This window comes from Psychroserpens mesophilus (assembly GCF_000826645.1).
GTDB lineage: Bacteria > Bacteroidota > Bacteroidia > Flavobacteriales > Flavobacteriaceae > Psychroserpens > Psychroserpens mesophilus.
The window spans coordinates 20,249-41,545 of sequence record NZ_JXJP01000014.1 but is presented as its reverse complement, the minus strand read 5'-3'; the positions used below and the strand labels follow the sequence as shown (position 1 = coordinate 41,545).

General features: G+C 34.1%; 20 protein-coding genes. 10 read left to right on the top strand and 10 right to left on the bottom strand.

What is annotated here, in order from left to right:
- Window positions 1-103: 103 nt before the first annotated feature.
- Both TD18_RS11360 and TD18_RS11355 read left to right on the top strand, forming a co-directional pair.
- On the top strand, window positions 104-571 hold the full coding sequence (locus TD18_RS11360) for a CYTH domain-containing protein (RefSeq protein WP_040252650.1): 468 nt from the start codon (window positions 104-106) through the stop codon (window positions 569-571).
- Between the two features lie 16 nt (window positions 572-587).
- Entirely contained in the window at window positions 588-1,160 is a 573-nt protein-coding gene (locus TD18_RS11355) for a YciI family protein (RefSeq protein ID WP_040252648.1), read from the top strand.
- A 40-nt stretch (window positions 1,161-1,200) separates the two neighbouring features.
- On the opposite strand, the gene TD18_RS11350 is transcribed toward TD18_RS11355, so the two are convergent.
- A complete protein-coding gene (locus TD18_RS11350) occupies window positions 1,201-1,716 on the bottom strand; it encodes a heavy-metal-associated domain-containing protein (protein WP_040252646.1) in 516 nt (171 codons plus the stop codon).
- 94 nt (window positions 1,717-1,810) lie between these two features.
- Between TD18_RS11350 and TD18_RS11345 the strand changes: the two genes are divergently transcribed.
- Window positions 1,811-2,689 carry a DMT family transporter gene (locus TD18_RS11345; RefSeq protein ID WP_040252644.1) on the top strand — a complete coding sequence of 293 codons (879 nt, stop codon included), beginning with the start codon at window positions 1,811-1,813 and terminating at the stop codon, window positions 2,687-2,689.
- Window positions 2,690-2,743: 54 nt separating this feature from the next.
- Here the strand turns inward: TD18_RS11345 and TD18_RS11340 are convergent, their stop codons facing one another.
- The gene (locus tag TD18_RS11340; RefSeq protein WP_040253007.1) at window positions 2,744-4,804 is read right to left on the bottom strand and encodes an insulinase family protein; all 2,061 of its coding nucleotides are present in this window, start codon (window positions 4,802-4,804) and stop codon (window positions 2,744-2,746) included.
- 19 nt (window positions 4,805-4,823) lie between these two features.
- On the bottom strand, window positions 4,824-6,152 hold the full coding sequence (locus tag TD18_RS11335; RefSeq protein WP_040252642.1) for a M16 family metallopeptidase: 1,329 nt from the start codon (window positions 6,150-6,152) through the stop codon (window positions 4,824-4,826).
- A 195-nt stretch (window positions 6,153-6,347) separates the two neighbouring features.
- On the opposite strand from TD18_RS11335, the gene TD18_RS11330 reads away from it, so the two are divergent.
- The 3 genes from TD18_RS11330 to rpmA all read left to right on the top strand — a co-directional run bounded on the left by TD18_RS11330 (window position 6,348) and on the right by rpmA (window position 7,891).
- Window positions 6,348-6,803, top strand: a complete 456-nt coding sequence (locus tag TD18_RS11330; RefSeq protein ID WP_040252640.1) for a DUF4199 family protein — start codon at window positions 6,348-6,350, stop codon at window positions 6,801-6,803.
- A 98-nt stretch (window positions 6,804-6,901) separates the two neighbouring features.
- Window positions 6,902-7,594 (top strand): 50S ribosomal protein L21, encoded by a 693-nt coding sequence (rplU, locus tag TD18_RS11325; protein ID WP_040252639.1) that lies wholly within the window; start codon window positions 6,902-6,904, stop codon window positions 7,592-7,594.
- A 36-nt stretch (window positions 7,595-7,630) separates the two neighbouring features.
- Window positions 7,631-7,891: a 50S ribosomal protein L27 gene (gene rpmA, locus TD18_RS11320; RefSeq protein WP_040252637.1), complete on the top strand. Its 261-nt coding sequence runs from the start codon at window positions 7,631-7,633 to the stop codon at window positions 7,889-7,891.
- A gap of 107 nt (window positions 7,892-7,998) precedes the next feature.
- Here rpmA and TD18_RS11315 read toward each other — a convergent pair whose 3' ends face one another.
- From TD18_RS11315 to TD18_RS11290, 6 genes are all read right to left on the bottom strand, one after another.
- Complete coding sequence (locus TD18_RS11315) at window positions 7,999-9,768, bottom strand: MutS-related protein (RefSeq protein ID WP_040252635.1); 1,770 nt, start codon at window positions 9,766-9,768, stop codon at window positions 7,999-8,001.
- 87 nt (window positions 9,769-9,855) lie between these two features.
- The gene (locus tag TD18_RS11310; protein ID WP_040252634.1) at window positions 9,856-10,602 is read right to left on the bottom strand and encodes a succinate dehydrogenase/fumarate reductase iron-sulfur subunit; all 747 of its coding nucleotides are present in this window, start codon (window positions 10,600-10,602) and stop codon (window positions 9,856-9,858) included.
- A gap of 12 nt (window positions 10,603-10,614) precedes the next feature.
- Window positions 10,615-12,612 carry a fumarate reductase/succinate dehydrogenase flavoprotein subunit gene (locus tag TD18_RS11305; protein WP_040252632.1) on the bottom strand — a complete coding sequence of 666 codons (1,998 nt, stop codon included), beginning with the start codon at window positions 12,610-12,612 and terminating at the stop codon, window positions 10,615-10,617.
- A gap of 15 nt (window positions 12,613-12,627) precedes the next feature.
- The gene (locus TD18_RS11300) at window positions 12,628-13,314 is read right to left on the bottom strand and encodes a succinate dehydrogenase cytochrome b subunit (protein ID WP_040252630.1); all 687 of its coding nucleotides are present in this window, start codon (window positions 13,312-13,314) and stop codon (window positions 12,628-12,630) included.
- Between the two features lie 92 nt (window positions 13,315-13,406).
- The gene (locus TD18_RS11295) at window positions 13,407-14,282 is read right to left on the bottom strand and encodes a hypothetical protein (RefSeq protein WP_040252628.1); all 876 of its coding nucleotides are present in this window, start codon (window positions 14,280-14,282) and stop codon (window positions 13,407-13,409) included.
- A gap of 38 nt (window positions 14,283-14,320) precedes the next feature.
- Window positions 14,321-17,164, bottom strand: coding sequence for a VPS10 domain-containing protein (locus tag TD18_RS11290; protein WP_040252626.1), 2,844 nt, complete (start codon window positions 17,162-17,164; stop codon window positions 14,321-14,323).
- Between the two features lie 210 nt (window positions 17,165-17,374).
- Between TD18_RS11290 and TD18_RS11285 the strand changes: the two genes are divergently transcribed.
- The 4 genes from TD18_RS11285 to TD18_RS11270 all read left to right on the top strand — a co-directional run bounded on the left by TD18_RS11285 (window position 17,375) and on the right by TD18_RS11270 (window position 20,130).
- On the top strand, window positions 17,375-18,667 hold the full coding sequence (locus TD18_RS11285; protein WP_040252624.1) for an aminopeptidase P family protein: 1,293 nt from the start codon (window positions 17,375-17,377) through the stop codon (window positions 18,665-18,667).
- A 1-nt stretch (window position 18,668) separates the two neighbouring features.
- Window positions 18,669-19,442 (top strand): alpha/beta fold hydrolase, encoded by a 774-nt coding sequence (locus tag TD18_RS11280; protein WP_040252618.1) that lies wholly within the window; start codon window positions 18,669-18,671, stop codon window positions 19,440-19,442.
- A 65-nt stretch (window positions 19,443-19,507) separates the two neighbouring features.
- Entirely contained in the window at window positions 19,508-19,771 is a 264-nt protein-coding gene (locus TD18_RS11275) for a hypothetical protein (RefSeq protein WP_040252616.1), read from the top strand.
- A gap of 80 nt (window positions 19,772-19,851) precedes the next feature.
- A complete protein-coding gene (locus TD18_RS11270; RefSeq protein ID WP_052461148.1) occupies window positions 19,852-20,130 on the top strand; it encodes a hypothetical protein in 279 nt (92 codons plus the stop codon).
- Here TD18_RS11270 and thiL read toward each other — a convergent pair.
- Window positions 20,111-21,163: a thiamine-phosphate kinase gene (gene thiL, locus TD18_RS11265; protein ID WP_040252614.1), complete on the bottom strand. Its 1,053-nt coding sequence runs from the start codon at window positions 21,161-21,163 to the stop codon at window positions 20,111-20,113. The two genes, TD18_RS11270 and thiL, sit on opposite strands and share 20 nt — an antisense overlap.
- Window positions 21,164-21,297 lie beyond the last annotated feature (134 nt).

The following is a 21,297-nucleotide window of genomic DNA, read 5'->3' as shown; positions in this document are numbered from 1 at the left end:
TGCGCAGGCAGGAATCTCGATTGATGAGATTTAGAAAAATATTAATTATTACTCGGTATTTAAGAGTACTTTTAAAAGATTCCCGTTTTCACGGGAAGTTAGAATGATTGAAATAGAACGTAAATTTTTGGTGACTTCAGAAGATTTTAAATCAGAATCTTTCAAGAAAACAAGAATTACTCAAGGCTTTTTAAACACAGATCCAGAGCGTACTGTAAGGGTTAGGCTTAAGGGAGAACAGGGATTTCTGACGGTAAAAGGGAAATCAACGGATAATGGCTTAAAGCGTTTTGAATGGGAAAAAGAAATTTCAAAACCAGATGCTGAAGCACTTTTAGACTTATGTGAAAAAGGTGTCATTGATAAAATACGATATGAAGTTAAAAAAGGAAAATATATCTTTGAAATCGATGAGTTTTTTGGAAATAATGAAGGTTTAATTATGGCTGAACTAGAACTGGAACATGAGAATGATAGTTTTGAAGCACCTCATTGGTTAGGGAAAGAAGTTACAGGAGACATTAAATATTACAATTCTCAATTAAGTCAGACACCATATAATACCTGGTAATTTAATAACATGTATGATGAAAAAAGCATTACTTATAATAGGCATGGCACTTTGTATTTTGTCATGTAAGGAAGAGGCTAAGGCAACAGTAGAACCAATGAGTGATGTCATTAAAGAAACTGTTGATGACGATAAAAATTCAATAAGAAAAGATGGTGAGAGTACAGTTTTAATTGAAGAAAAGCCTATTCAAAAAGAGAAATCAGTTAAGCAGTTAAAAGAAGAACTTACTGCAAAAGGATTTCAAACCTTTGATTATATAGATGAAAAAACACAAGACACTATTTTGATGCAACAATATTTCATTGCGTTTTTAAAACGTGGCATGATTCGTAATCAGAATGAAGAAGAAGCTAACCGACTTCAGAATGAGCATTTGGCGCATTTGGGCAAAATGTATGAATTAGGTTACGCAGACATTTCAGGACCTTTTGGAGATGATGGAAACATTCGAGGGATTACTATTTACAATGTGCCGACTCAAAAAATGGCAGATAGTTTAGCCAATTCAGATCCTATGGTTCAGGCTGGCAGACTGGAAATAGAAATTCATCCATGGTGGGCAGCCAAGGGATTTTCATTGAGATAAGCCATAAAAAAAGGTTTTTTTTATGGCTTATAATCTTGCTTTAAGCTTTTTTTACACAACATGCTTTTTTGCAATCCTTAGCGCAGGCCATTTTTTCAGCTTCTGTTTTGTTCGCACAACATGCTTTATCGCAATCTGCAGCACACTCATGTTTTTCAGAAGAGAAAGCCTCTACGGTTTTCATGTCTTTTACTTTATAGGTATCACCAGCTTTTGCTACAGCTTCCTCTAAAGAATTTGTTGTTACTTTAGCCTCATCGTATTCTACCATGGCGATTTCTTTTTCAAAGTCCACTTTAGCAGATTTCACGCCATCCATTTTTGCAATTTTTTTCTCAATAGTCTTAGCACAACCCATTGCACAAGTCATACCTTCAATGCCAAACTCTGCTTTTGCATAAGTAGCATTAGGATCTAATTGCTTTGCCTCATTAGTAATAACATTAGCACTAACCTCTGTTTCTACAGTCTTAACTTCTGGTTGTGTTTCATTTTTGCAAGCCATTACAGCCACAGAAATTAATGCAAGAACTAATATGTTTTTAAATGTCTTCATAGATTTAAAGTATTGTATTTAAGGACAAACTTAATAAATATTGATGTTCCTTGCATCAAAATTAACGAATTTTGTGACTTAGTTTAGGGATGTTATGAAAAACACTAATAATAAATGGCTGTATTTAATTGTTTTAGCATTAATATGGGGAAGTTCTTTCATTTTAATTAAGAAAGCGCTTTTAGGCTTATCACCTTATCAGTTGGGAGCATTACGTACAATTATAACAGGTGTTTTTCTTTTCGCAGTTGGATTTAAGAGTGTCAAATCTATAAAAAAGCAAGAATGGAAATGGGTGATTTTATCAGGTTTTCTGGGCTCATTTATTCCTGCATTTTTATTCGCTATTGCTGAAACAGAAATAGATAGTGCTGTGACTTCAATCCTAAATTCTTTGGTGCCACTGAATACTGTTTTATTCGGATTTGCAGTATTTAAAATAGCATCTACTAAACGACAAATTTTAGGTGTAATAATAGGTTTTATTGGCACAAGTATCTTAATAATGAAAGGAGCTGAACTTAATCCGAATCAAAATTATTTATTTGCTGGATATATTATTGTTGCCACTTGTATGTACGCTTTAAATGTTAACATAATAAAAAAATATTTACAACATACAAAACCCTTGGCTATTGCAACTGGAAACTATGTAGCCATTATAATACCAGCTATTGCTATACTTTGTTTTAGTGACTTCTTTAGTGAGAGCACTTTTGCACATCCTGATTTTAAAATGTCTGTTATTTATATCATTATTTTGTCGTTTTTCGGAACCGCTTTAGCCAAGGTGTTGTTTAATACCTTAGTACAAATTTCTACTCCGGTTTTTGCTTCTTCTGTAACGTATTTGATGCCTGTTGTTGCTTTGGTTTGGGGAATATTAGATGGAGAAGGATTTAGCTTGATGCAAGCTTTAGGTAGTTTTATCATATTAATAGGTGTATATCTTTCACATAAGCGAAAGCGATAAAAAAACCCGAAACAGATCTGCTTCGGGCTTTTTAATATTTAATAAGTTTTGAGTTTAATCAAAATCAGCATCTGTAACACCTTCATTGATTTTAACTTCTTTTAATTTAAATACAACAGATTGTCCCATCATGCTTGCATCTCTAGTCTCAGGGAATTTTAAACCATTATAATCTTTATAATCTTTTAAAATTGCTTCTTGAGATTGTGTTTGTCCTTGCATTGTTGTGTTTTGAACTTCTTTAACTTTAAGTCCAGTTTCAACATCGTAATAAAGAACAAATGATACAACTTCACCAGGGACTTCAATAACGTATGCATCTTTACCATTAACTTTTTCAACACCAGTTACTTTAGCAGCATCTGAGTCTACAAGATTTATTTCCATAAATAAACCAGCATTAGCCTTCATGTCATTTGACATGCTCTCAGGTAAAGGTTGTTTGTTAGCGGTTGCACTTTCCTTGGTCATGACCATAGACATCATTTTGTTTCCACCCATGTATATATTCTGAACCGTTTTACCATCAACACGTTTTTCTTCAGAAACCACAGCTCCCATTGGTGTAGTAGCTTCATATTGTGTCATAACCGATTTTAAATTGCTCATTTTATCTGTAACTCCAGAAGCTTTCAAATAGTTGGTCATAACCGATTTTACAGTTACACCATCTGGTATTTCAGATCCATATTCAGGCTTTTCAGTTGGATTAGCATATTTATCGTAATACTTTATTGGAATTCCTGTCTTTTCAAGATTTTCTAAGACTTCACTGCCTTTTCCAACAATAACTACTCTTGCATTTTCAGGTTTGATATACTTGTTAGCAACACGTTTTACATCATCTGCAGTAACAGCATTGATTTTTTGTAAATATGTGGTGTAGAAGTTTTTTGGTAAGTTATTTAATTTGATATTCAACGCGTAACGAGCAACAGTTTCAGGATCTTCTAATCCCATAATAAAGTTACCTACGTACTTAGCCTTTGTGTCTTTCAACATTTGAGGATCAACGGGTTCCGTTTTAATACGATTGATTTCTTTTAATGCTTCAACAACAGCACTATCAGTAACCATATTTCTAACTTTAGCTGTAGCACTAAAACTTCCAGCTCCATATCTGTTGGCGTTTATTCTTGAATACGCGCCATAAGTATATCCTTTGTCTTCACGTAAATTCTTAAACAGATAACCTTCACCACCTCCACCTAGGATGCTGTTAGCAATAATACTTGCATGATAATCGTCATCGTTCATTTTTAAATCAATACTATTTTCAATAGCAATACTTGATTGTGAAGCATTTGGTAAATCTACAAAGTTGATTTGTGTGTACTGCGCATTAGGGCTAACAGGTGGAATTGTTGTTGATACATCAACTGATTTTTCCCAATCACCAAAGTATTTTTTAACTTGTTTTCTGATAGTGCTAAGATCAACATCTCCTATAATAACTAAATAGGCATTATTTGGATTGAAGTATTTTTCATAAAAAGCAAGCGCATCACCAAACGTTACGTTGTTGACCGTTTCTTCGGTTACAAACTCACCATAAGGGTGTTTTGTTCCATATAATAAGGCATTACTAACACGATCACCAATAGCGTCAATACTTTTTTCCTCCGTTTTTAAACCTTCAATAAGTTTTTCCTTTTCCTTATTAAATTCTTCTTCTGTTAATAAAGGATTGATAGCTGCGTCAGCCATAAGTTGCAATACTCTTTCAGAATACTTTGAAAGTGCTCTTGCAGAACCACCACTAAAATTAAAGTTTAGATTTGCTCCTAGAAAATCGATTTCGTCATTAAAATCATCTTTAGAAATACTTGTTGTACCATTTCCTAACATGCTTCCAAGTAGGCTTTCAACACCAGCTTTTGTTCCCGTAGTAATTGGGTTGTTGTCGATTCTTAATGAATAAGAAACTCTAGGAAGTTTATGGTTTTCAACAACAAGAACTTTTAATCCGTTTTTTAATTCAAACTCGCTAGGAACTTCTAATGATATTGTTGGTTCAGGACCTGGTTTTGGTTGAACAGATCTATCTAATTGTGCATTTACGCTAACTACTGATACAAAGAACAGTAAAATAAATGCTGATAATTTCGTTTTCATATTATATAATGTTTTCATCTTATTGTTCATCTTTTTGTGGTAAGTATTCAATTTCGACACGTTGATTTGGACTTAAATATTTTTTAGCAACCTCTTGAATGTCCTCTCTAGTGATTGATCTATAAATATCAATTTCCTTATTAATTAAATCTACATCACCATACAATAAGTAGTATGTTGCTAAAGACCCAGCAATACCTTCAATGCTAGAGTTTGCATTTACAAATTGATTTTCAAATTGATTTATTAATTTTTGATGATCACGTTCTGATATTAATTCGTTTTGCATTTTGGCAATTTCTTCATCCATTTCAGTTAATAATGTATCTAAAGTAACATCGCCTAATGGCAGAGCAAACATGGCAAAGATGCTATAGTCCATTTGTGTAATATTCACAGCTTGTACTGCTAAAGCTTGCTTTTGTTCATCAACCAGTTTTTTGTAAAGTACAGAACTTTTACCTCCACTTAAATAAGAAGAAATCATATCTAAAATGTAAGCATCTCTTTTTCCAAATCCTGGAGTTCTGTAAGCAGCAAGAATAGCTGGAATTTGAATGTTTTTATCATATGCCTTCGCTTTTTGAGTTTGAGTAATTGGCTCTTCTTTTGCAAAGTCTCGAACCACTTCAGGTCCTCTTTTAACTTCGCTGAAGTACTTTTTAACTAAGTCTTTCGTTTTCCCAGGATCAATATCTCCTGCAACAATTAAAACCGCATTATTTGGGCCATAGTAATCTTTGAAGTACGTATTAAATTCTTCTAGAGTTGAAGCATCTAGATCTTCTTGATAACCAATGTTTGGGTCTTTGTATGGGTGAACTTTAAAAAGATTGGCACCCAAAGTTTCAAATATTTTACCATAAGGTGATTCGTAACGTTGACGCTTTTCTTCTTTTACGACTTCGTTTTGTGTATCAACACCAACTTGATCAATAACAGGATGCAACATACGCTCAGATTCTAACCACAAGCCTAATTCTAGTTTATTTGATGGAAATACTTCATAGTAATACGTTCTATCTTGAGAAGTGTTAGCATTGAATCTTCCACCATTTGCAGGAATAATTTTCATAAATTCTCCACGACCTATGTTTTCTGAACCTTCAAATAAAAGGTGTTCGAAAAAGTGAGCAAAACCTGTGCGAGGAGCTTCAGGGCTTCCTCCAACATCTTTTCCTCCAACATTGTACATAACTGATGTGATAACTACTGGCGCAGTATTATCTTGATGAAGAATTACATGTAATCCATTGTCTAGATCAAATTCTTCAAATTTAACTTCTTGTGCAGATGTAGCAAATATTGCAAGTACAAAAGCAGCTAAAGTAAATAAGCCTTTTTTCATTGTGAGTTTGTTTTAAATTAGTTTTTACGAGTTGTAAGTATGTGATTCACATAAAATGTTACATACATGTCACAAAAATAGTGAATAACTCTTCCTTTTAAGAATCTAAAAATGTAAAATAAATCTTAAATCTTCTGTAAACAGTATTTTTTTTCCGAACTTAAGAGAGTATAAACTAGGATAATACTTCTAATTATGAATACTTCATTTTCAGTTGCTTTAAAATATGGACTCTACGTAACCATTAGTTTAATAGCCTTTTTTTTGATTTTAAGACTTTTTAATCTTCATGAAAATCCTTGGTTAAGATTGTTTAATGGTGCTTTTATGTCTGCTGGAATATATTTTGCTATTAAACATTATAAGTCGAAAACTCAGAATGATTTTTCTTATATCAACGGAGCGAAAACGGCTATTGTAACTGGTTTTATTGCTACAATTGTATTTACTATATTCATGGCCATTTATATGTTTCATGTTGATACAGCGTTTACTGAAAAATTACTCGGAAGCAATTTTGTCGATTATGAGGTAGGAGCTAACATTTTATTATTTATTATATTTATTGAAGGACTAGCATCTTCAGTGGTCTTAGCCTTAGCGTTTATGCAAATCTTTAAAAAAAGCCACAATATTCCTCAAAACACATAAATCGTTTGTAGATTAATTAATTAGAATGTATATTTGCACCCGCTTTCTGAAGAGAAAGCACACATTTTGAATAAATTAATTAATAAAAACGTTACGCTATGTACGCAATTGTAGAGATAGCAGGGCATCAATTTAAAGTTGAAAAAGACCAAAAAGTTTTTGTTAACCGTTTAGCAACTGAAGAAGGTAAGAAAGTAGATTTCGATAACGTTCTTTTAATTGGAGATGGTAACAATGTAACTTTAGGCGCCCCAGCTATAGACGGAGCACAAGTAAGTGCAAAAGTCTTAAAGCACCTTAAAGGTGATAAAGTGATAGTTTTCAAAAAGAAAAGAAGAAAAGGTTACCGTGTTAAAAATGGACACAGACAAGCTTTATCTGAAATCGTGATTGAAAGTATTGTTGCTTCTGGAGCAAAAAAATCTGAAAAGAAAACAGAAAAAGCAGCTCCTAAAACAGAAACTAAAAAAGCAGAACCAAAAGTAGAAGCTAAAGCTGCTGCCCCTAAAGCGGAAGCTAAAAAAGCAACTGGAAAAGCTGACGATTTGAAAAAGATCGAAGGAGCTGGACCAAAAGCTGCTGAAGCATTGGTAAATGCTGGGTATGAAACTTTTGCTAAAGTTGCAAAAGCAAAGCCAGAAGAATTAAGCGCTGTGTTATCTGAAGCAAGTTCTAGATTAGCACACATCGTTACAGATACTTGGCCAAAACAAGCTAAATTAGCTGCTGATGGAAAGTGGGATGAGCTTAAAGAATTACAAGACAAATTAGATGGTGGAATTGAGAAGTAATTCCATTAAAGTATAATCATATAAAACCTTAAGACAATGGCTCATAAAAAAGGAGTAGGTAGTTCTAAAAACGGTAGAGAATCAGAATCGAAACGCTTAGGTGTGAAGATATTTGGTGGGCAAGCTGCAATAGCTGGTAACATTATCGTTAGACAAAGAGGTAATACACATCATCCAGGTGAAAATGTGTATGGAGGAAAAGATCACACTTTACATGCTAAAGTTGATGGTTTAGTAAAATTCACAAAGAAGAAAGATGGGAAGTCTTTTGTTTCTATTGAGCCTTTTGAAGCTTAATCGAATTTTATCTCACAATATTAAAAACCCATTCTAATTTTGAATGGGTTTTTTGTTTTTATTATATAACAGATTCTTCGCAACGTACTTAATGACAGCAAGACTTATTATATGATTTCCATTTTCTTCAATAGAAAACTCGCATTCATATTTTGGCAAATGCCTTTTTTAAATTTGTAATCAAAATAAAGTTCGTCATTTACAATTTCGGCATCAAAATAGTAGTTTTTCACTTCCTCTAATTCATTCGAAATTTCACAAAGACTTAAATCATGTGTTGCAATAATCCCAGTAGCATGTCCAGCGACTAATTTTTCGACAAACTTTCGGGATCCGATGGCTTTATCTGTGCTGTTTGTGCCTTTTAAAATTTCATCTAAAATGATGAAGTAAGGTTCTTTTTCAATGGCATCTACAATAAATTTTAACCGCGTCAATTCTGAAAAGAAATAACTGCTATCATCAGTTAATGAATCGTTTGTACGCATACTTGTGATTAGTTTCACAGGATTGTAAGTACTAGATTCAGCACAAACAGGTAAGCCAACATTTGCCATGACAATATGTAAAGAGACCGTTCGTAAAAAGGTGCTTTTTCCAGCCATATTAGCTCCAGTCACTATAAAAAAATGCTTATGATCAATCATTACATCACTACTAACGCGTTTTGTTTTATTGAGTAGTGGATGACCTAAACTTTTTGCATTTATAACTGCCTTATCTTTTGTAATTTCCGGAAATGCATGGTCTTGATGATTAAAGGTGTAGTTTCCTAAACTGTTGTAAGCATCAAAAAAAGAAACCACTTCAAACCAGTCTTCCACTTTATGCGCATATTTAGAAATCCATTGTTCAACCTTATAAGCATTTTTAATGTCTGAAAGCAGATAACCATTTCCAAAAATGGCTCCAATAAGGTTGTTTCGATTGTCTAAAGCATCTAAGTGTTTTGAAAATTCAGAAAAAATTGCAGATGCTTTTTTACCTTCAGATTCAATTTGTTTCTGTTTTTCTAAGAGAAGTTTTGACGTGAAATTCTCATTTTCTATTTGAAGTAATAAAGACGCGTATTGCTTGAAGGTGTCTTTGGTTTTATCAGAATTTAAAGCGAGAACATTAATTTTCTTTAAATACAACCCCGTTAATCCTAAACCAGCAAAGATCCAATATCCGAAAAATGAGATGTCTAAAATATCAAACAGAGCTAAGGCTAACATTGCTATTGAGATTATTGTAAATAGCCATGGCATCAGTTTCATAGCTTTTGGAATAAAATTCTTGTGCGTTTTCAACCAATAGACAATTTTTGAAGCGGGAGTTTCAGTTTTTATAAGATTTCCGGTTGCTGCATAATGTTGTGTCCATGCTGTTTTACCCGATAATTCCTTGATAGCTTCTTGTCGCTCTTCAATAGCCGTACAATTGTTTGCTTTTAAAAGATTTGAAAGTTTATGTTGTCCTTCTAATGAACTTGTGCGGTTTAAATATTGAAAAAAAGAGCCTTTTCCGAAGAGATCAATATCTAAACTATAGAAATGCTTGGCATCTTGAAATTGAGAGCCGGTTTCTCGATGGTGAAAATCTCCAGAAGCAATTTTTAGTTCTTCAGTATTGATATTTACTAGAGCTTTATGGAGTACATGTTTAGTCTTTGAATCTGTATATTTCGAGAGTAAATAGACAAATATACCTAAGCCAAGGATTCCAATTGTTATGGCTAATTGCCATTTAGAAAAGGTAGCATAGATTCCTATTCCAGTAATTACAAAAACGAGCAAACGCATTGAACTTAGAAGTAAAAGACGTTTTTTTAATAATGATACTTCTGTTTTATGCTTTTTTAATTCGTGATTATAGAATTTAATTGGATCAATCATGATTACATTTATGTGGTAAAGAAACAAAAAATCCCAAGATTGCTCTTGAGATTTTCATATATAATTTGAGTTTAAAAACAATAATGACTATCCTTTCAGACTAGCTTTTAAATACTCTTGATTCATTCTTGCAATGTTTTCTAAAGAAATTCCTTTAGGGCATTCTACTTCGCATGCTCCTGTATTTGTACAGTTTCCAAAGCCTTCTTCATCCATTTGTTTTACCATGTTTAATACACGGTCAGTAGCCTCGACCTGTCCTTGAGGTAATAATGCAAATTGAGAAACTTTTGCGCCTACAAATAGCATAGCGCTTGAGTTTTTACAAGAAGCGACACAAGCACCACAACCAATACAAGTAGCGGCATCAAAGGCTTTATCGGCATGTTCTTTTTCAATAGGAATAGCATTAGCATCCTGAGTATTTCCTGAAGTATTTACCGAAATAAAACCACCTGCTTGTTGAATTCTATCAAATGCAGATCGATCAACAATTAAATCTTTGACTACAGGAAAAGCTTTTGCTCTCCATGGCTCAATATAAATGGTATCGCCATCATTAAAACTACGCATGTGTAATTGGCAAGCTGTAATTTTAGTTTCTGGTCCATGAGCTCTACCGTTGATATATAATGAACAAGTTCCGCAAATACCTTCTCTACAGTCATGGTCAAAAGCAACAGGCTCTTCTCCTTTTTCTATTAATTCTTGGTTGAGTACATCTAGCATTTCTAAAAATGACATGTCTGGTGACACATCACTTAGAGCATAATCCATCATTTTTCCTTTATCACTAGCGTTTTTTTGTCGCCATATTTTCAATGTTAAATTCATCATAGCTCTTTTTTATTTGTAACTTCTCTCTTTTACTTCAATATTTTCGTAATCTAATGCTTCTTTATGATGCACAGCTTCACTCGGTTGTCCTTTGTATTCCCAAGCAGAAACATATTGATATTCAGGTCGTCTCAAGGCTTCACCAGTTTCTGTTTGATACTCATCTCTAAAATGTCCGCCAGCAGATTCTTCACGTTCTAAGGCATCTTTTGCAAATAACTCTCCTAACTCTAAGAAATCTGCAACACGACCCGCTTTAGCCAGCTCTTCATTGTACTCATTCTCTTCTCCAGGAACAAATACGTCTTTGTAGAATTCTTCTCTAAGTTGTGCAATTTCAGTAATAGCCGATTTTAAATCTTTAGCATTACGAGCCATTCCACATTTGTTCCACATAATTTTTCCTAAACGTTTATGGAAATAATCTACAGATTTTGTTCCTTTATTGTTGATTAATTTAGCAATATTGTTTCGCACATTTTTCTCAGCTTCATCAAATTCTTTAGAATCAGTTGGAATGGTTCCAGTTCTAATATCATGAGCTAGGTAATCTCCAATGGTGTAAGGTAATACAAAATAACCATCAGCTAAACCTTGCATTAATGCTGAAGCTCCTAAGCGGTTAGCTCCATGATCAGAAAAGTTTGCTTCTCCAATCGCATACAATCCGGGTACTGTAGTCATTAAGTTATAATCTACCCAAAGTCCTCCCATTGTGTAGTGAACAGCTGGATAAATCATCATTGGTGTTTCGTAAGGGTTTTGATCTACGATTTTCTCATACATCTGAAATAAGTTTCCGTATTTATTGGCAATTACTTCTTTCCCAAGTTTTTGTACTAAGGCACTGTCATCTTCGTCTAAGCCTTTCACGTGCGCTTGTTCTTTACCGTAACGTTCTATGGCAGCTGAGAAATCTAGATAAACAGCTTCACCTGTTTTATTAACGCCGTAGCCAGCATCACATCGTTCTTTTGCTGCTCTTGAGGCCACATCTCTTGGTACTAAATTACCAAAAGCTGGATAGCGACGCTCTAAATAGTAATCTCTATCCTCTTCAGAAAGTTGAGTTGGTTTTAGAGTTCCATTTCTAATCGCTTCAACATCTTTTATATGTTTTGGAACCCAAATTCGTCCATCATTTCTTAAAGATTCAGACATTAAGGTTAATTTGGATTGATGATCTCCTGATACGGGAATACACGTTGGATGGATTTGTGTGTAACAAGGATTAGCAAAGAATGCTCCTCGTTTATGGGCTTTCCATGCTGCGGTTACGTTACTTCCCATGGCATAAGTAGACAGGTAAAATGCATTACCATAGCCACCAGTTCCTAATACAACAGCATGTGCTGAATGACGCTCTATTTCTCCTGTAACTAAATTACGTGCAATGATACCTCGTGCCTTACCGTCAACAATAACAACATCTAGCATTTCATGACGTGTGTACATTTTTATTTTACCACGACCGATTTGACGGTTCATGGCAGAATAAGCACCAAGTAATAATTGCTGTCCAGTTTGACCTTTAGCATAAAATGTTCTAGATACTAATACACCACCAAATGAACGGTTATCTAAAAGACCTCCATATTCTCTGGCAAAAGGAACGCCTTGAGCGACACATTGGTCAATAATATTTGTTGATACTTCTGCTAGGCGATACACATTAGCTTCTCTTGAGCGATAATCACCACCTTTTACGGTATCATAAAATAAGCGATATGTTGAGTCACCATCACCTTGATAATTTTTTGCAGCGTTAATTCCTCCTTGAGCTGCAATCGAGTGTGCACGTCTTGGAGAATCTTGAAAACAAAATGCTTTAACGTTATAGCCTAACTCAGCTAAAGTGGCAGCAGCTGAGCCTCCTGCTAAACCTGTTCCAACAATGATAACATCGATTAGACGTTTATTAGCTGGATTTACCAGATTGATTTCGTTTTTATAGTTAGTCCATTTTTCTGCTAATGGACCTTTTGGTATTTTAGAATCTAAAGCCATATTTAGATGTGTTTTTTAGTGATTAAAATGATGGAATAACGCAATAAAGATGAATCCTAACGGAACACCTATTGAATAGACTTTTGCAAATCCTTTTAATCCTTTTGTGTATTTATTATTCGCTCCAATAGATTGAAATGAAGAGTTAAAACCATGCAATAAATGAAGAGCTAAGAATATAAATCCAATGCAATATAAAGCCACTCTCCAAATAGGCTCAAATTTATGAACCAGTTCCTCATGATATCTGTAGCCACTATCTGCAATTTCTGGATTAATCAATCCTGACATATCACCTGCAATATATTTTGTATTAATTTCAGGAATCCAGAAATCAATGAAATGGATAATTAAGAACACTAGAATAAATCCTCCACTCCAAATCATATTTCTACTCATCCATGTTGAGTTTCCAGACGGATTGTTTTTTGTGTAGCTTACAGCTCTTGCTTTGTTATTTTTAATTTCGAGAACAAATCCCATAACAAAATGGAAAATGACACCAAATATCAAAACAGGTTGCAATAGGTATTGAATAACCCAAAAGGTTCCCATAAAGTGTGATACATCGTTGAAGGTATCAGGACTGAACACAGATAGGATGTTGATTGCAAAATGTTGTAAAATAAAAATCATGAGGAAGAGTGCCGAAAGTGCCATGGCAAACTTTCTTCCAATTGACGAATTTAGAATTCCGCTCATTATAATTGTAGTTAATTATTTGTCTAACAAAGATAAGATTCATTGTGCTGTACAACAAATTTTAGCTACAATTTTAGTTATTTAGAATGGGTTTAATTAGATACCAAGGGAATTAATCCACGTAGTCCCATGTCAACAACCTGTTCTCCAGCTGCTGGTTCGTATTTCCCGTCAACGTTTACTTCAGTCCATTCAAAACTATTATTAATTGAAAAAGAAAGGGTTACAGTAATGTCTTGAGTTTCATTTCCAGTAATATTCAATCCGTTTTCGAATTCTCCAGTAACGACACAAGAGCCTGCTGGAATTGGCGATGAGTTAAATAACGGGTTAGGAACAGTTGTAGCGCCTTCAGGAGCTTGCCCTTGAGTTGTAAATCCTAAAGCTTCAAAAGCCCAAAACCCTTGGAGTTTGTTCGCGTTGATATCAAATGTACCTCCATTTAGGTCAAAGGAGGTGATGTATGAATTATATCCTACAAAACTTCCTAGTGTACCAGTAATATCTTGTCCGTTGACTAATATATCAATGTCACCTTCCTGATAAGCTAAAGACACTCTGATCCATTCATAATTTCCAGCAGTAATTTCACTTAATGGAATGGTGATGAAGTTTTGACTATTTCCTGCAAAAATTGCGTTTTGAAAATCAATGGCCTGAGCACCACCAGCTGTGGTTTCTGAACCAACATAAATAATTTCACCAGTTTCAAGTGGTGTTAACGCTGTTGGAGCTAGTTCAATATAATTGGCACTCATGCGATTGATTGATGGCGATTGAGCAGCATTTCCAGATGGAATCGTTGCTGGTTGTCCGAAATTATCTAATCGTATTTGATTTGGATCAAATTTTAGTTTGATAACAAGATTCGGTTCCGTAGGATTTTGCTGTTGATTATCATCATTATCTTCAATGCAAGACAATATTAATACGCAGATTAATGAGATGCTAAGTTTAAAGTATTTCATTGATTCAGAGTTTGTGTTATAACTCTAAAAATAGGGAATTATTTTATTTCAAAACTGGTTTTTTTATTATCAATTTGAATGGTATATAATCCTTTTGGTAAGTAGTACTTATCATTTTTAGACGTATTAATTTCAACAGATGTATTTTCTTTCAGTAGTGCTTTACGTGCTTTTTCGGTTAGTGTTACATCGTAGTTTGCATAGTTAAATCCTTTGTCCGCTTTTACTATAATTTGATTGAGAAGTGTCCCTTTTTCAGATAAAATTTTAATCGTTTTTTCTTCTGAAACATTAGAATAAAAAGCAATTTCTATTTCTGGTTCAAAGGCATCATACCATTTTCCCCAAGAACTTCCCCAACGCGATGAATGTCTTAGATCTTCAACTTTGAACACTGTAACTGCATCAGACATAATGATGTTATTCATTTGTTGAAGTTCTGAAATGTCAGTTTTATAAATACTTCTTCCGTGTGTCCCAATTAAAAGATCTTTAGCTTCAGGTTGAATAACCATATCATGAACAGCAACATTTGGCAATCCCTTATTAAAAATTTCCCAGTTTTGTCCTTGATTGAAAGATACATAAGCTCCATTATCTGTTCCTATATAAAGAATGTTTTCATTTTCAGGATCTTCTCTAATCACATTAACAGGAGAATCAGGAATATTAGCACTAATGTCTTTCCAAGTTTGACCATAATTATCACTCATGTACGCATAGACTTTAAAGTCGTCCCATCGATAGCCATTTAAGGTCACATAAACGCGTTCTTTTTTATGCTGTGAAGCTATGATTCGGCTTACCCAAAGGTCTTTTGGTAATGTGTTGGAAATGTTTGTCCAGTTGCCACCAGCATTTTTTGTAACATAAACCAATCCGTCATCACTTCCAGTGTAAATTAATCCGAATTGAAAAGGCGATTCACTTATTGATGCTAATGTTCCGTAAGCCACATTTCCTTTTTTTCCACCATGAGTTAAGTCATCACTAATGGCTGTCCAGTCATTACCTTGATTCATGGAGCGCATCAGTTTGTTTCCACCTAAATACAAAATGTCCTGGTTATGAGGTGATAATAAAATTGGTGTTTGCCAGTTAAAACGATACGGATTTTCGCCCAATTCATGCTTTGGTTGAATGTAGGCATCTTCTTCCGTTTCAAGATTAAGTCTGTAGTAATTTCCAAATTGATAACCTGTATAAACGATGTTATGATTTCTACTATCAATTTGAATTTGCATGCCGTCGCCTCCCATAATTCCTTTCCAAGGATATTGTCCACTTTGGTGCCAGCTTTTATCTTCAATAGCATTATTTGCACCAACCCAAACACCATTATCTTGTAAACCACCATACACATTATACGGTTGCTCATTATCTACATTAATGGCATAAAATTGTCCAACCGAAGGCGAATTGTTTTTAATCCAGTTTTCACCATCATCATATGTCATATTTACACCACCATCGTTACCGTTAATGAGGTGATTAGGATTTTTAGGATTAATCCAGAGTGCATGATGATCGGCATGCACATTTTCGGCACTGATAGACGTAAATGTTTTACCGCCATCTTTCGATTTAACAATAGGAACACCATAAATGTAAATGTGATCTGCATTATTTGGAGCAACATAAATATGACCAAAATAATAGCCATAACTGTAATAAATATCATCCAGATAATCCTCGTGAGTTTTTTTCCAGGTTGTTCCGCCATCAGTACTTTTATAAACTTCTGTACCAATTACTGGTGTGTCAAATAACATGGAGTTGGCATCTTCAATATATTTGGCGAGATCGATAGGCTTCACATTGCCACTTCTCACCATTTGCTTTACATTTTCGGCACGATATTTTTCCTGAAACCCATTCATTTTAAGATACTCATTCAACTTTTTATCTTCTAAATTCAAAAAAGTATCCGTTGACATGGTTTTAAAATCCTCTTTAGATAGCATGTTAGAATCCTCTTTTTTACTTTCTGAAGGTCTTCGGAATTGACTGTCATGAATTGCATAAATTACAGTATCATTGTAAATAGCCAAACCAATTCTTCCAACACCCTCTCCAGTTGGGAAACCACTAGCTTCTGTAGATACTTTGGTCCATGTGTTTCCAGCATCGATACTTTTGTATATAGCTGAATTGTTTCCGCTTCCATCAAAATTCCAGGCTTTACGATCTTTTGTCCATGAAGAAGCAAACATCAAGTTGTAATTATTTGGATTGGTCTGCAGGTCAATAATACCACTCATATCATCTACAAATAGTTTTTGGGACCATGTTTTTCCACCATCTGTAGTTTTATAAATGCCTCGTTCCTGGTTTGGTGAATATAAATGACCAGTAACTCCAACAACAACTTCATCAGGATTGTTTGGGTTGATAAGGATTCGTCCAATATGATGCGAATCTGTCAAACCCATATTTTGCCATGTCTTTCCGTTGTCAGTAGATTTTAAAATTCCAATTCCAGCATAACTTGATCTGGAACTATTGTTTTCACCTGTTCCAACCCAAATGGTTTTGTTTTTCCAATCGACAGCAATGTCACCAACATTTTGAGTATCAGAACTATCTAAAATTGGAGTAAAGGTTGTTCCGTTATTTACAGTATGCCAAACACCGCCTGAGGCATATCCAACATAAAACTCTGTAGGGTTTTCTGGATTAACATCAAGGTCTACAACCCGACCACTCATGATTGTCGGACCTATATTTTCGAAGGCTACATTTTTAACTAAAGAGGTTTCCGCGAGTTTCTTTTTTTGTTCAAGAGCCAGTGTAATAGTTTCAGCTGAAGTTGCTGGTTGTTGAGCAAAAGCAATACAAGTACTTAGAAGAAAAACAAATGAAATAAATCGTGTATGTAACATATTGGTTAGAATTTTTGTGCCATGAAATTACTGTTTTTTTGAATAAAAACAGTAATTCCTTATCGTATTTAACGCTTTTAAAAGAGAACGAAACAATGACTAAAGATTGACTCATGTCTCATCTGTCTTTCAGCTTTTGTTTTAAGGTTGATTTACACTAAAGTTCTTTAGTAAATCATTAAATTTGAGGATTAAATAAATTTTTTCGAAATGAAATATCATCTTATAGACCATAATCTCTTTATAAAAAACCGTAAAAATTTCGCAGCGCAAATGAAATCGAGTAGTCTGGCTGTGTTTAATTCAAATGATATCTATCCTGTGAGTGCAGATAGCACCATGCCATTTGAGCAACATCGTGATATTTTCTATTTAAGCGGAGTTGATCAGGAGGAAAGTATCCTTGTGATATTTCCAGATTGCCCTAATGAAAAACATCGTGAGATTTTATTCTTAAAAGAAACCAATGAACATATTGCCGTATGGGAAGGTGAAAAATTAACCAAAGAAGCAGCTTTTAAAACCAGTGGCATAAAAACGGTTTACTGGCTCAAGGATTTGGAGAAAATTTTATTTGAACTGATGACGCAGTGTGATACAATATATATAAATACTAACGAACATTACAGAGCCAATGTAGAAACTGAAACGCGTGAAGATCGATTTACCAAATGGCTTAAGAATACATATCCAGCACATTCTGTAGCGAAAAGTAATCCGATTTTACAGCGTTTACGTTCAGTAAAAGATCCAATAGAACTAAGTTTAATGCAGAAAGCTTGTGATATAACCGAAAAAGGTTTCCGTCGTGTCCTAGGCTTTGTAAAACCTGATGTCTGGGAGTATAATATTGAAGCTGAATTCATGCATGAATTTTTAAATAATCGCTCTAAAGGATTTGCATACACACCAATTATCGCTTCAGGTAATAATGCTAATGTGTTACATTATATTGAAAATAATCAACAATGTAAAGCTGGTGATTTGATATTAATTGATGCAGGAGCCGAATATGCTAACTACTCTAGCGATATGAGTAGAACAATTCCTGTTTCAGGTCGTTTTTCTGATCGACAACGAGCAGTTTACGATGCTGTAAACAGGGTTAAAGATAACGCTACTAAAATGCTTGTGCCTGGAACCATATGGGCAGATTATCATGTTGAAGTTGGGAAGCTCATGACTTCAGAGTTATTAGGTTTAGGTTTATTGGATAAAGCAGATGTTCAAAACGAGAACAAAGATTGGCCAGCCTACAAAAAATATTTTATGCATGGTACAAGTCATAATATTGGATTAGATACACATGATTACGGAATTTTAACCGAACCAATGCAAACCAACATGGTCTTTACTGTTGAACCAGGTATTTATATTCCAGATGAAGGTTTCGGAATTCGCTTGGAAGACGACGTTGTTATTCAAGAACGAGGAGAACCATTTAATTTGATGCGCAATATCCCAATTGAAGCTGAAGAGATTGAGGACATTATGAATTCTTAATATGATTTTAGAATACAAAGGGAGTCAAATATTTTTCACAGATGAGGGTCAGGGAGATGCTGTTGTTTTATTACATGGATTTCTGGAAAACAGTACGATGTGGCAATCCTTAATACCACATTTGATTCCAACGCATAGAATAGTAAGTATTGATTTACTAGGTCATGGTCAAACAGGATGTATAGGTTATATTCATACTATGGAAGATATGGCAGAAGCAGTTAAGGCTGTAACTGATAAATTACATCTAAAAAACTTCATGCTTATTGGTCATTCCATGGGAGGCTATGTGGCTTTAGCTTTTGCTGAAAACTATAACGTCGACCTCAAGGGATTGTGTTTAATGAATTCTACAGCTTTAGAAGATAACGATGACAGAAAAGTAAATAGAGATCGAGCTATTGAAGCTGTAAAGAAAAATTACAAAACTTTTGTCAATATCTCTATCACTAATCTTTTTGCTCCAGATAATAGAGAACGTTTTGCTAAAGAAATTGAGTTGGTCAAACAAGAGGCACTTAAAACTCCAGTTCAAGGAATTATTGCAGCTTTAGAAGGGATGAAAATAAGACCAAATAGAGAATTTGTTTTACTCCATACTCCATTTAAAAAATTAATGATTTTAGGACGTAAAGATCCTGTTTTAGAATACAATACACTCATAAATCAGTCGTACGACACAAGTGTTGAAATTGTTGTATTTCCTGATGGTCACATGAGTCATATTGAAAATAAGACAGAATTAGCCTACAAAATAAAACACTTTATCGAATAATAAAACGTTTTGTCGTTTTTGTCGTATTTTTTTTCTTATGTTAGTAATCCCAAATCTTATCAGCCATGAAAAAAACTACAAACGCTCCATCACCAATGAGATTTTATTGCGACCTTTTTGGGCACAATTATGAAATGACCAAAAAAGTAACCTTACATGTAAAAGAATACACATGCAAGTGTTGTAAACGTCAATTAACTACAAATAGTAATGGTAAACTTACCGAACTCACACCGAAGTTTCAAGAGATTAATAGTATTCTTGAAGAGATTTATACACGAAGAATGATGCGTTTAAAGAACAAAACACTCACTTCATCGATTTATTAGAGAAAAAACGCACGTTAATATTTGGTTTTCAATATATTTAGGCTAATCCATCTAAAGTAATAACTAAATTTAACTGCAAAATGAAAAGTATCTACTGTTCATTTTTTGGACATCAATTTAAGGTTTCCAAGAAAGTTACCTATCACGTTAAGGAATATAAGTGCACACATTGTAGTGCGCAAATGACAACGAATGGAAAAGGCGGCTTAACTCCACTAACGCCTAAATTCAAAGAAATTAATTCGGTTTTAGAACGTATTCATAATAATCGAATGTCTAAAAAACAATTAATACAAGAGCGCAAGTTTGTTGTTAAAAAAGATGAGCAACTTATAAGTTTCATACCTCATTTTTCATAGCATTCCATCCTTTTGCTATTATTGGTATTGCTTGTTCTCCTCTGGTTATCAGGTGCATGCCTCTCGATTTTTCTGTCATATAACCAATAACAGTTAGATTCGGATTGCCTTTGATTTTTGGAAAATCTTCCTGAGAAATCGTCATTAATAATTCGTAGTCTTCACCACCATTTAAAGCGATTGTTGTACTATCAATATTAAATTCCTCACACGTAGAAATAACCTGTGGATCTAACGGAATTTTATTTTCGTAAAGTTCTACACCAACATCACTTTGTTTACATAAGTGAATAATTTCAGAAGATAAACCATCACTAATATCAATCATAGAAGTGGGTTTAACGTCCAACTTCTGTAACAATTCTACAATATCTTTTCTGGCTTCAGGTTTTAATTGACGCTCAATAATATAAGTGTACATGCTTAAGTCTGGCTGGTTTTGCGGATTCACTTTAAACACTTCTTTTTCACGTTCTAAAACTTGTAAGCCCATATAAGCTGCTCCAATGTCTCCAGTCACAACAACTAAATCATTGGCTTTAGCTCCAGATCTCAATACAACATCATCTTTACTAATTTCTCCTATAGCAGTCACAGAGATAATTAGTCCAGTAGTTGAAGATGTGGTATCGCCACCAACAACATCAATGTTATAAATTCTGGCTGCAGTTTCTATTCCAGCATATAAATCTTCAAGCGCTTCTAAAGGGAAACGATTAGATACAGCTATAGAAACTGTTATTTGTGTAGCTTGAGCATTCATCGCATACACATCAGATAAATTAACGATAACAGCTTTATATCCTAAATGTTTTAGAGGCACGTAACTCAAGTCGAAGTGTACATTTTCAATTAATAAATCTGTAGTAACAACTATTTGTTTGTTTTTAAAATCTAAAACAGCAGCATCGTCACCAATGCTCTTGATAGTGGACGTGTGCTTTATATCAAAATTTTTGGTTAAATGATCAATTAGACCAAATTCACCCAAATTCTCTAAGGATGTACGTTGTGGATTTTTATCTTCTATCATGTTGCAAAAATAGGATGTTTTTTTGAAGACAATACACATAAAGCGTTTTTTCAAAGCTTAACTACTCAAAAACAATGCATTTCATCGAAAAAACAAGCATTTTAACCTAGGCATTGAATCTTTTTTAATAAGTT

Coding starts and splice junctions, on each gene's coding strand:
- TD18_RS11360 (WP_040252650.1), top strand. CDS start 104: ATGATTGAAATAGAACGTAAATTTTTGGTGACTTCAGAAGATTTTAAA.
- TD18_RS11355 (WP_040252648.1), top strand. CDS start 588: ATGAAAAAAGCATTACTTATAATAGGCATGGCACTTTGTATTTTGTCA.
- TD18_RS11350 (WP_040252646.1), bottom strand. CDS start 1,716: ATGAAGACATTTAAAAACATATTAGTTCTTGCATTAATTTCTGTGGCT.
- TD18_RS11345 (WP_040252644.1), top strand. CDS start 1,811: ATGAAAAACACTAATAATAAATGGCTGTATTTAATTGTTTTAGCATTA.
- TD18_RS11340 (WP_040253007.1), bottom strand. CDS start 4,804: ATGAAAACGAAATTATCAGCATTTATTTTACTGTTCTTTGTATCAGTA.
- TD18_RS11335 (WP_040252642.1), bottom strand. CDS start 6,152: ATGAAAAAAGGCTTATTTACTTTAGCTGCTTTTGTACTTGCAATATTT.
- TD18_RS11330 (WP_040252640.1), top strand. CDS start 6,348: ATGAATACTTCATTTTCAGTTGCTTTAAAATATGGACTCTACGTAACC.
- rplU (WP_040252639.1), top strand. CDS start 6,902: ATGTACGCAATTGTAGAGATAGCAGGGCATCAATTTAAAGTTGAAAAA.
- rpmA (WP_040252637.1), top strand. CDS start 7,631: ATGGCTCATAAAAAAGGAGTAGGTAGTTCTAAAAACGGTAGAGAATCA.
- TD18_RS11315 (WP_040252635.1), bottom strand. CDS start 9,768: ATGATTGATCCAATTAAATTCTATAATCACGAATTAAAAAAGCATAAA.
- TD18_RS11310 (WP_040252634.1), bottom strand. CDS start 10,602: ATGAATTTAACATTGAAAATATGGCGACAAAAAAACGCTAGTGATAAA.
- TD18_RS11305 (WP_040252632.1), bottom strand. CDS start 12,612: ATGGCTTTAGATTCTAAAATACCAAAAGGTCCATTAGCAGAAAAATGG.
- TD18_RS11300 (WP_040252630.1), bottom strand. CDS start 13,314: ATGAGCGGAATTCTAAATTCGTCAATTGGAAGAAAGTTTGCCATGGCA.
- TD18_RS11295 (WP_040252628.1), bottom strand. CDS start 14,282: ATGAAATACTTTAAACTTAGCATCTCATTAATCTGCGTATTAATATTG.
- TD18_RS11290 (WP_040252626.1), bottom strand. CDS start 17,164: ATGTTACATACACGATTTATTTCATTTGTTTTTCTTCTAAGTACTTGT.
- TD18_RS11285 (WP_040252624.1), top strand. CDS start 17,375: ATGAAATATCATCTTATAGACCATAATCTCTTTATAAAAAACCGTAAA.
- TD18_RS11280 (WP_040252618.1), top strand. CDS start 18,669: ATGATTTTAGAATACAAAGGGAGTCAAATATTTTTCACAGATGAGGGT.
- TD18_RS11275 (WP_040252616.1), top strand. CDS start 19,508: ATGAAAAAAACTACAAACGCTCCATCACCAATGAGATTTTATTGCGAC.
- TD18_RS11270 (WP_052461148.1), top strand. CDS start 19,852: ATGAAAAGTATCTACTGTTCATTTTTTGGACATCAATTTAAGGTTTCC.
- thiL (WP_040252614.1), bottom strand. CDS start 21,163: ATGATAGAAGATAAAAATCCACAACGTACATCCTTAGAGAATTTGGGT.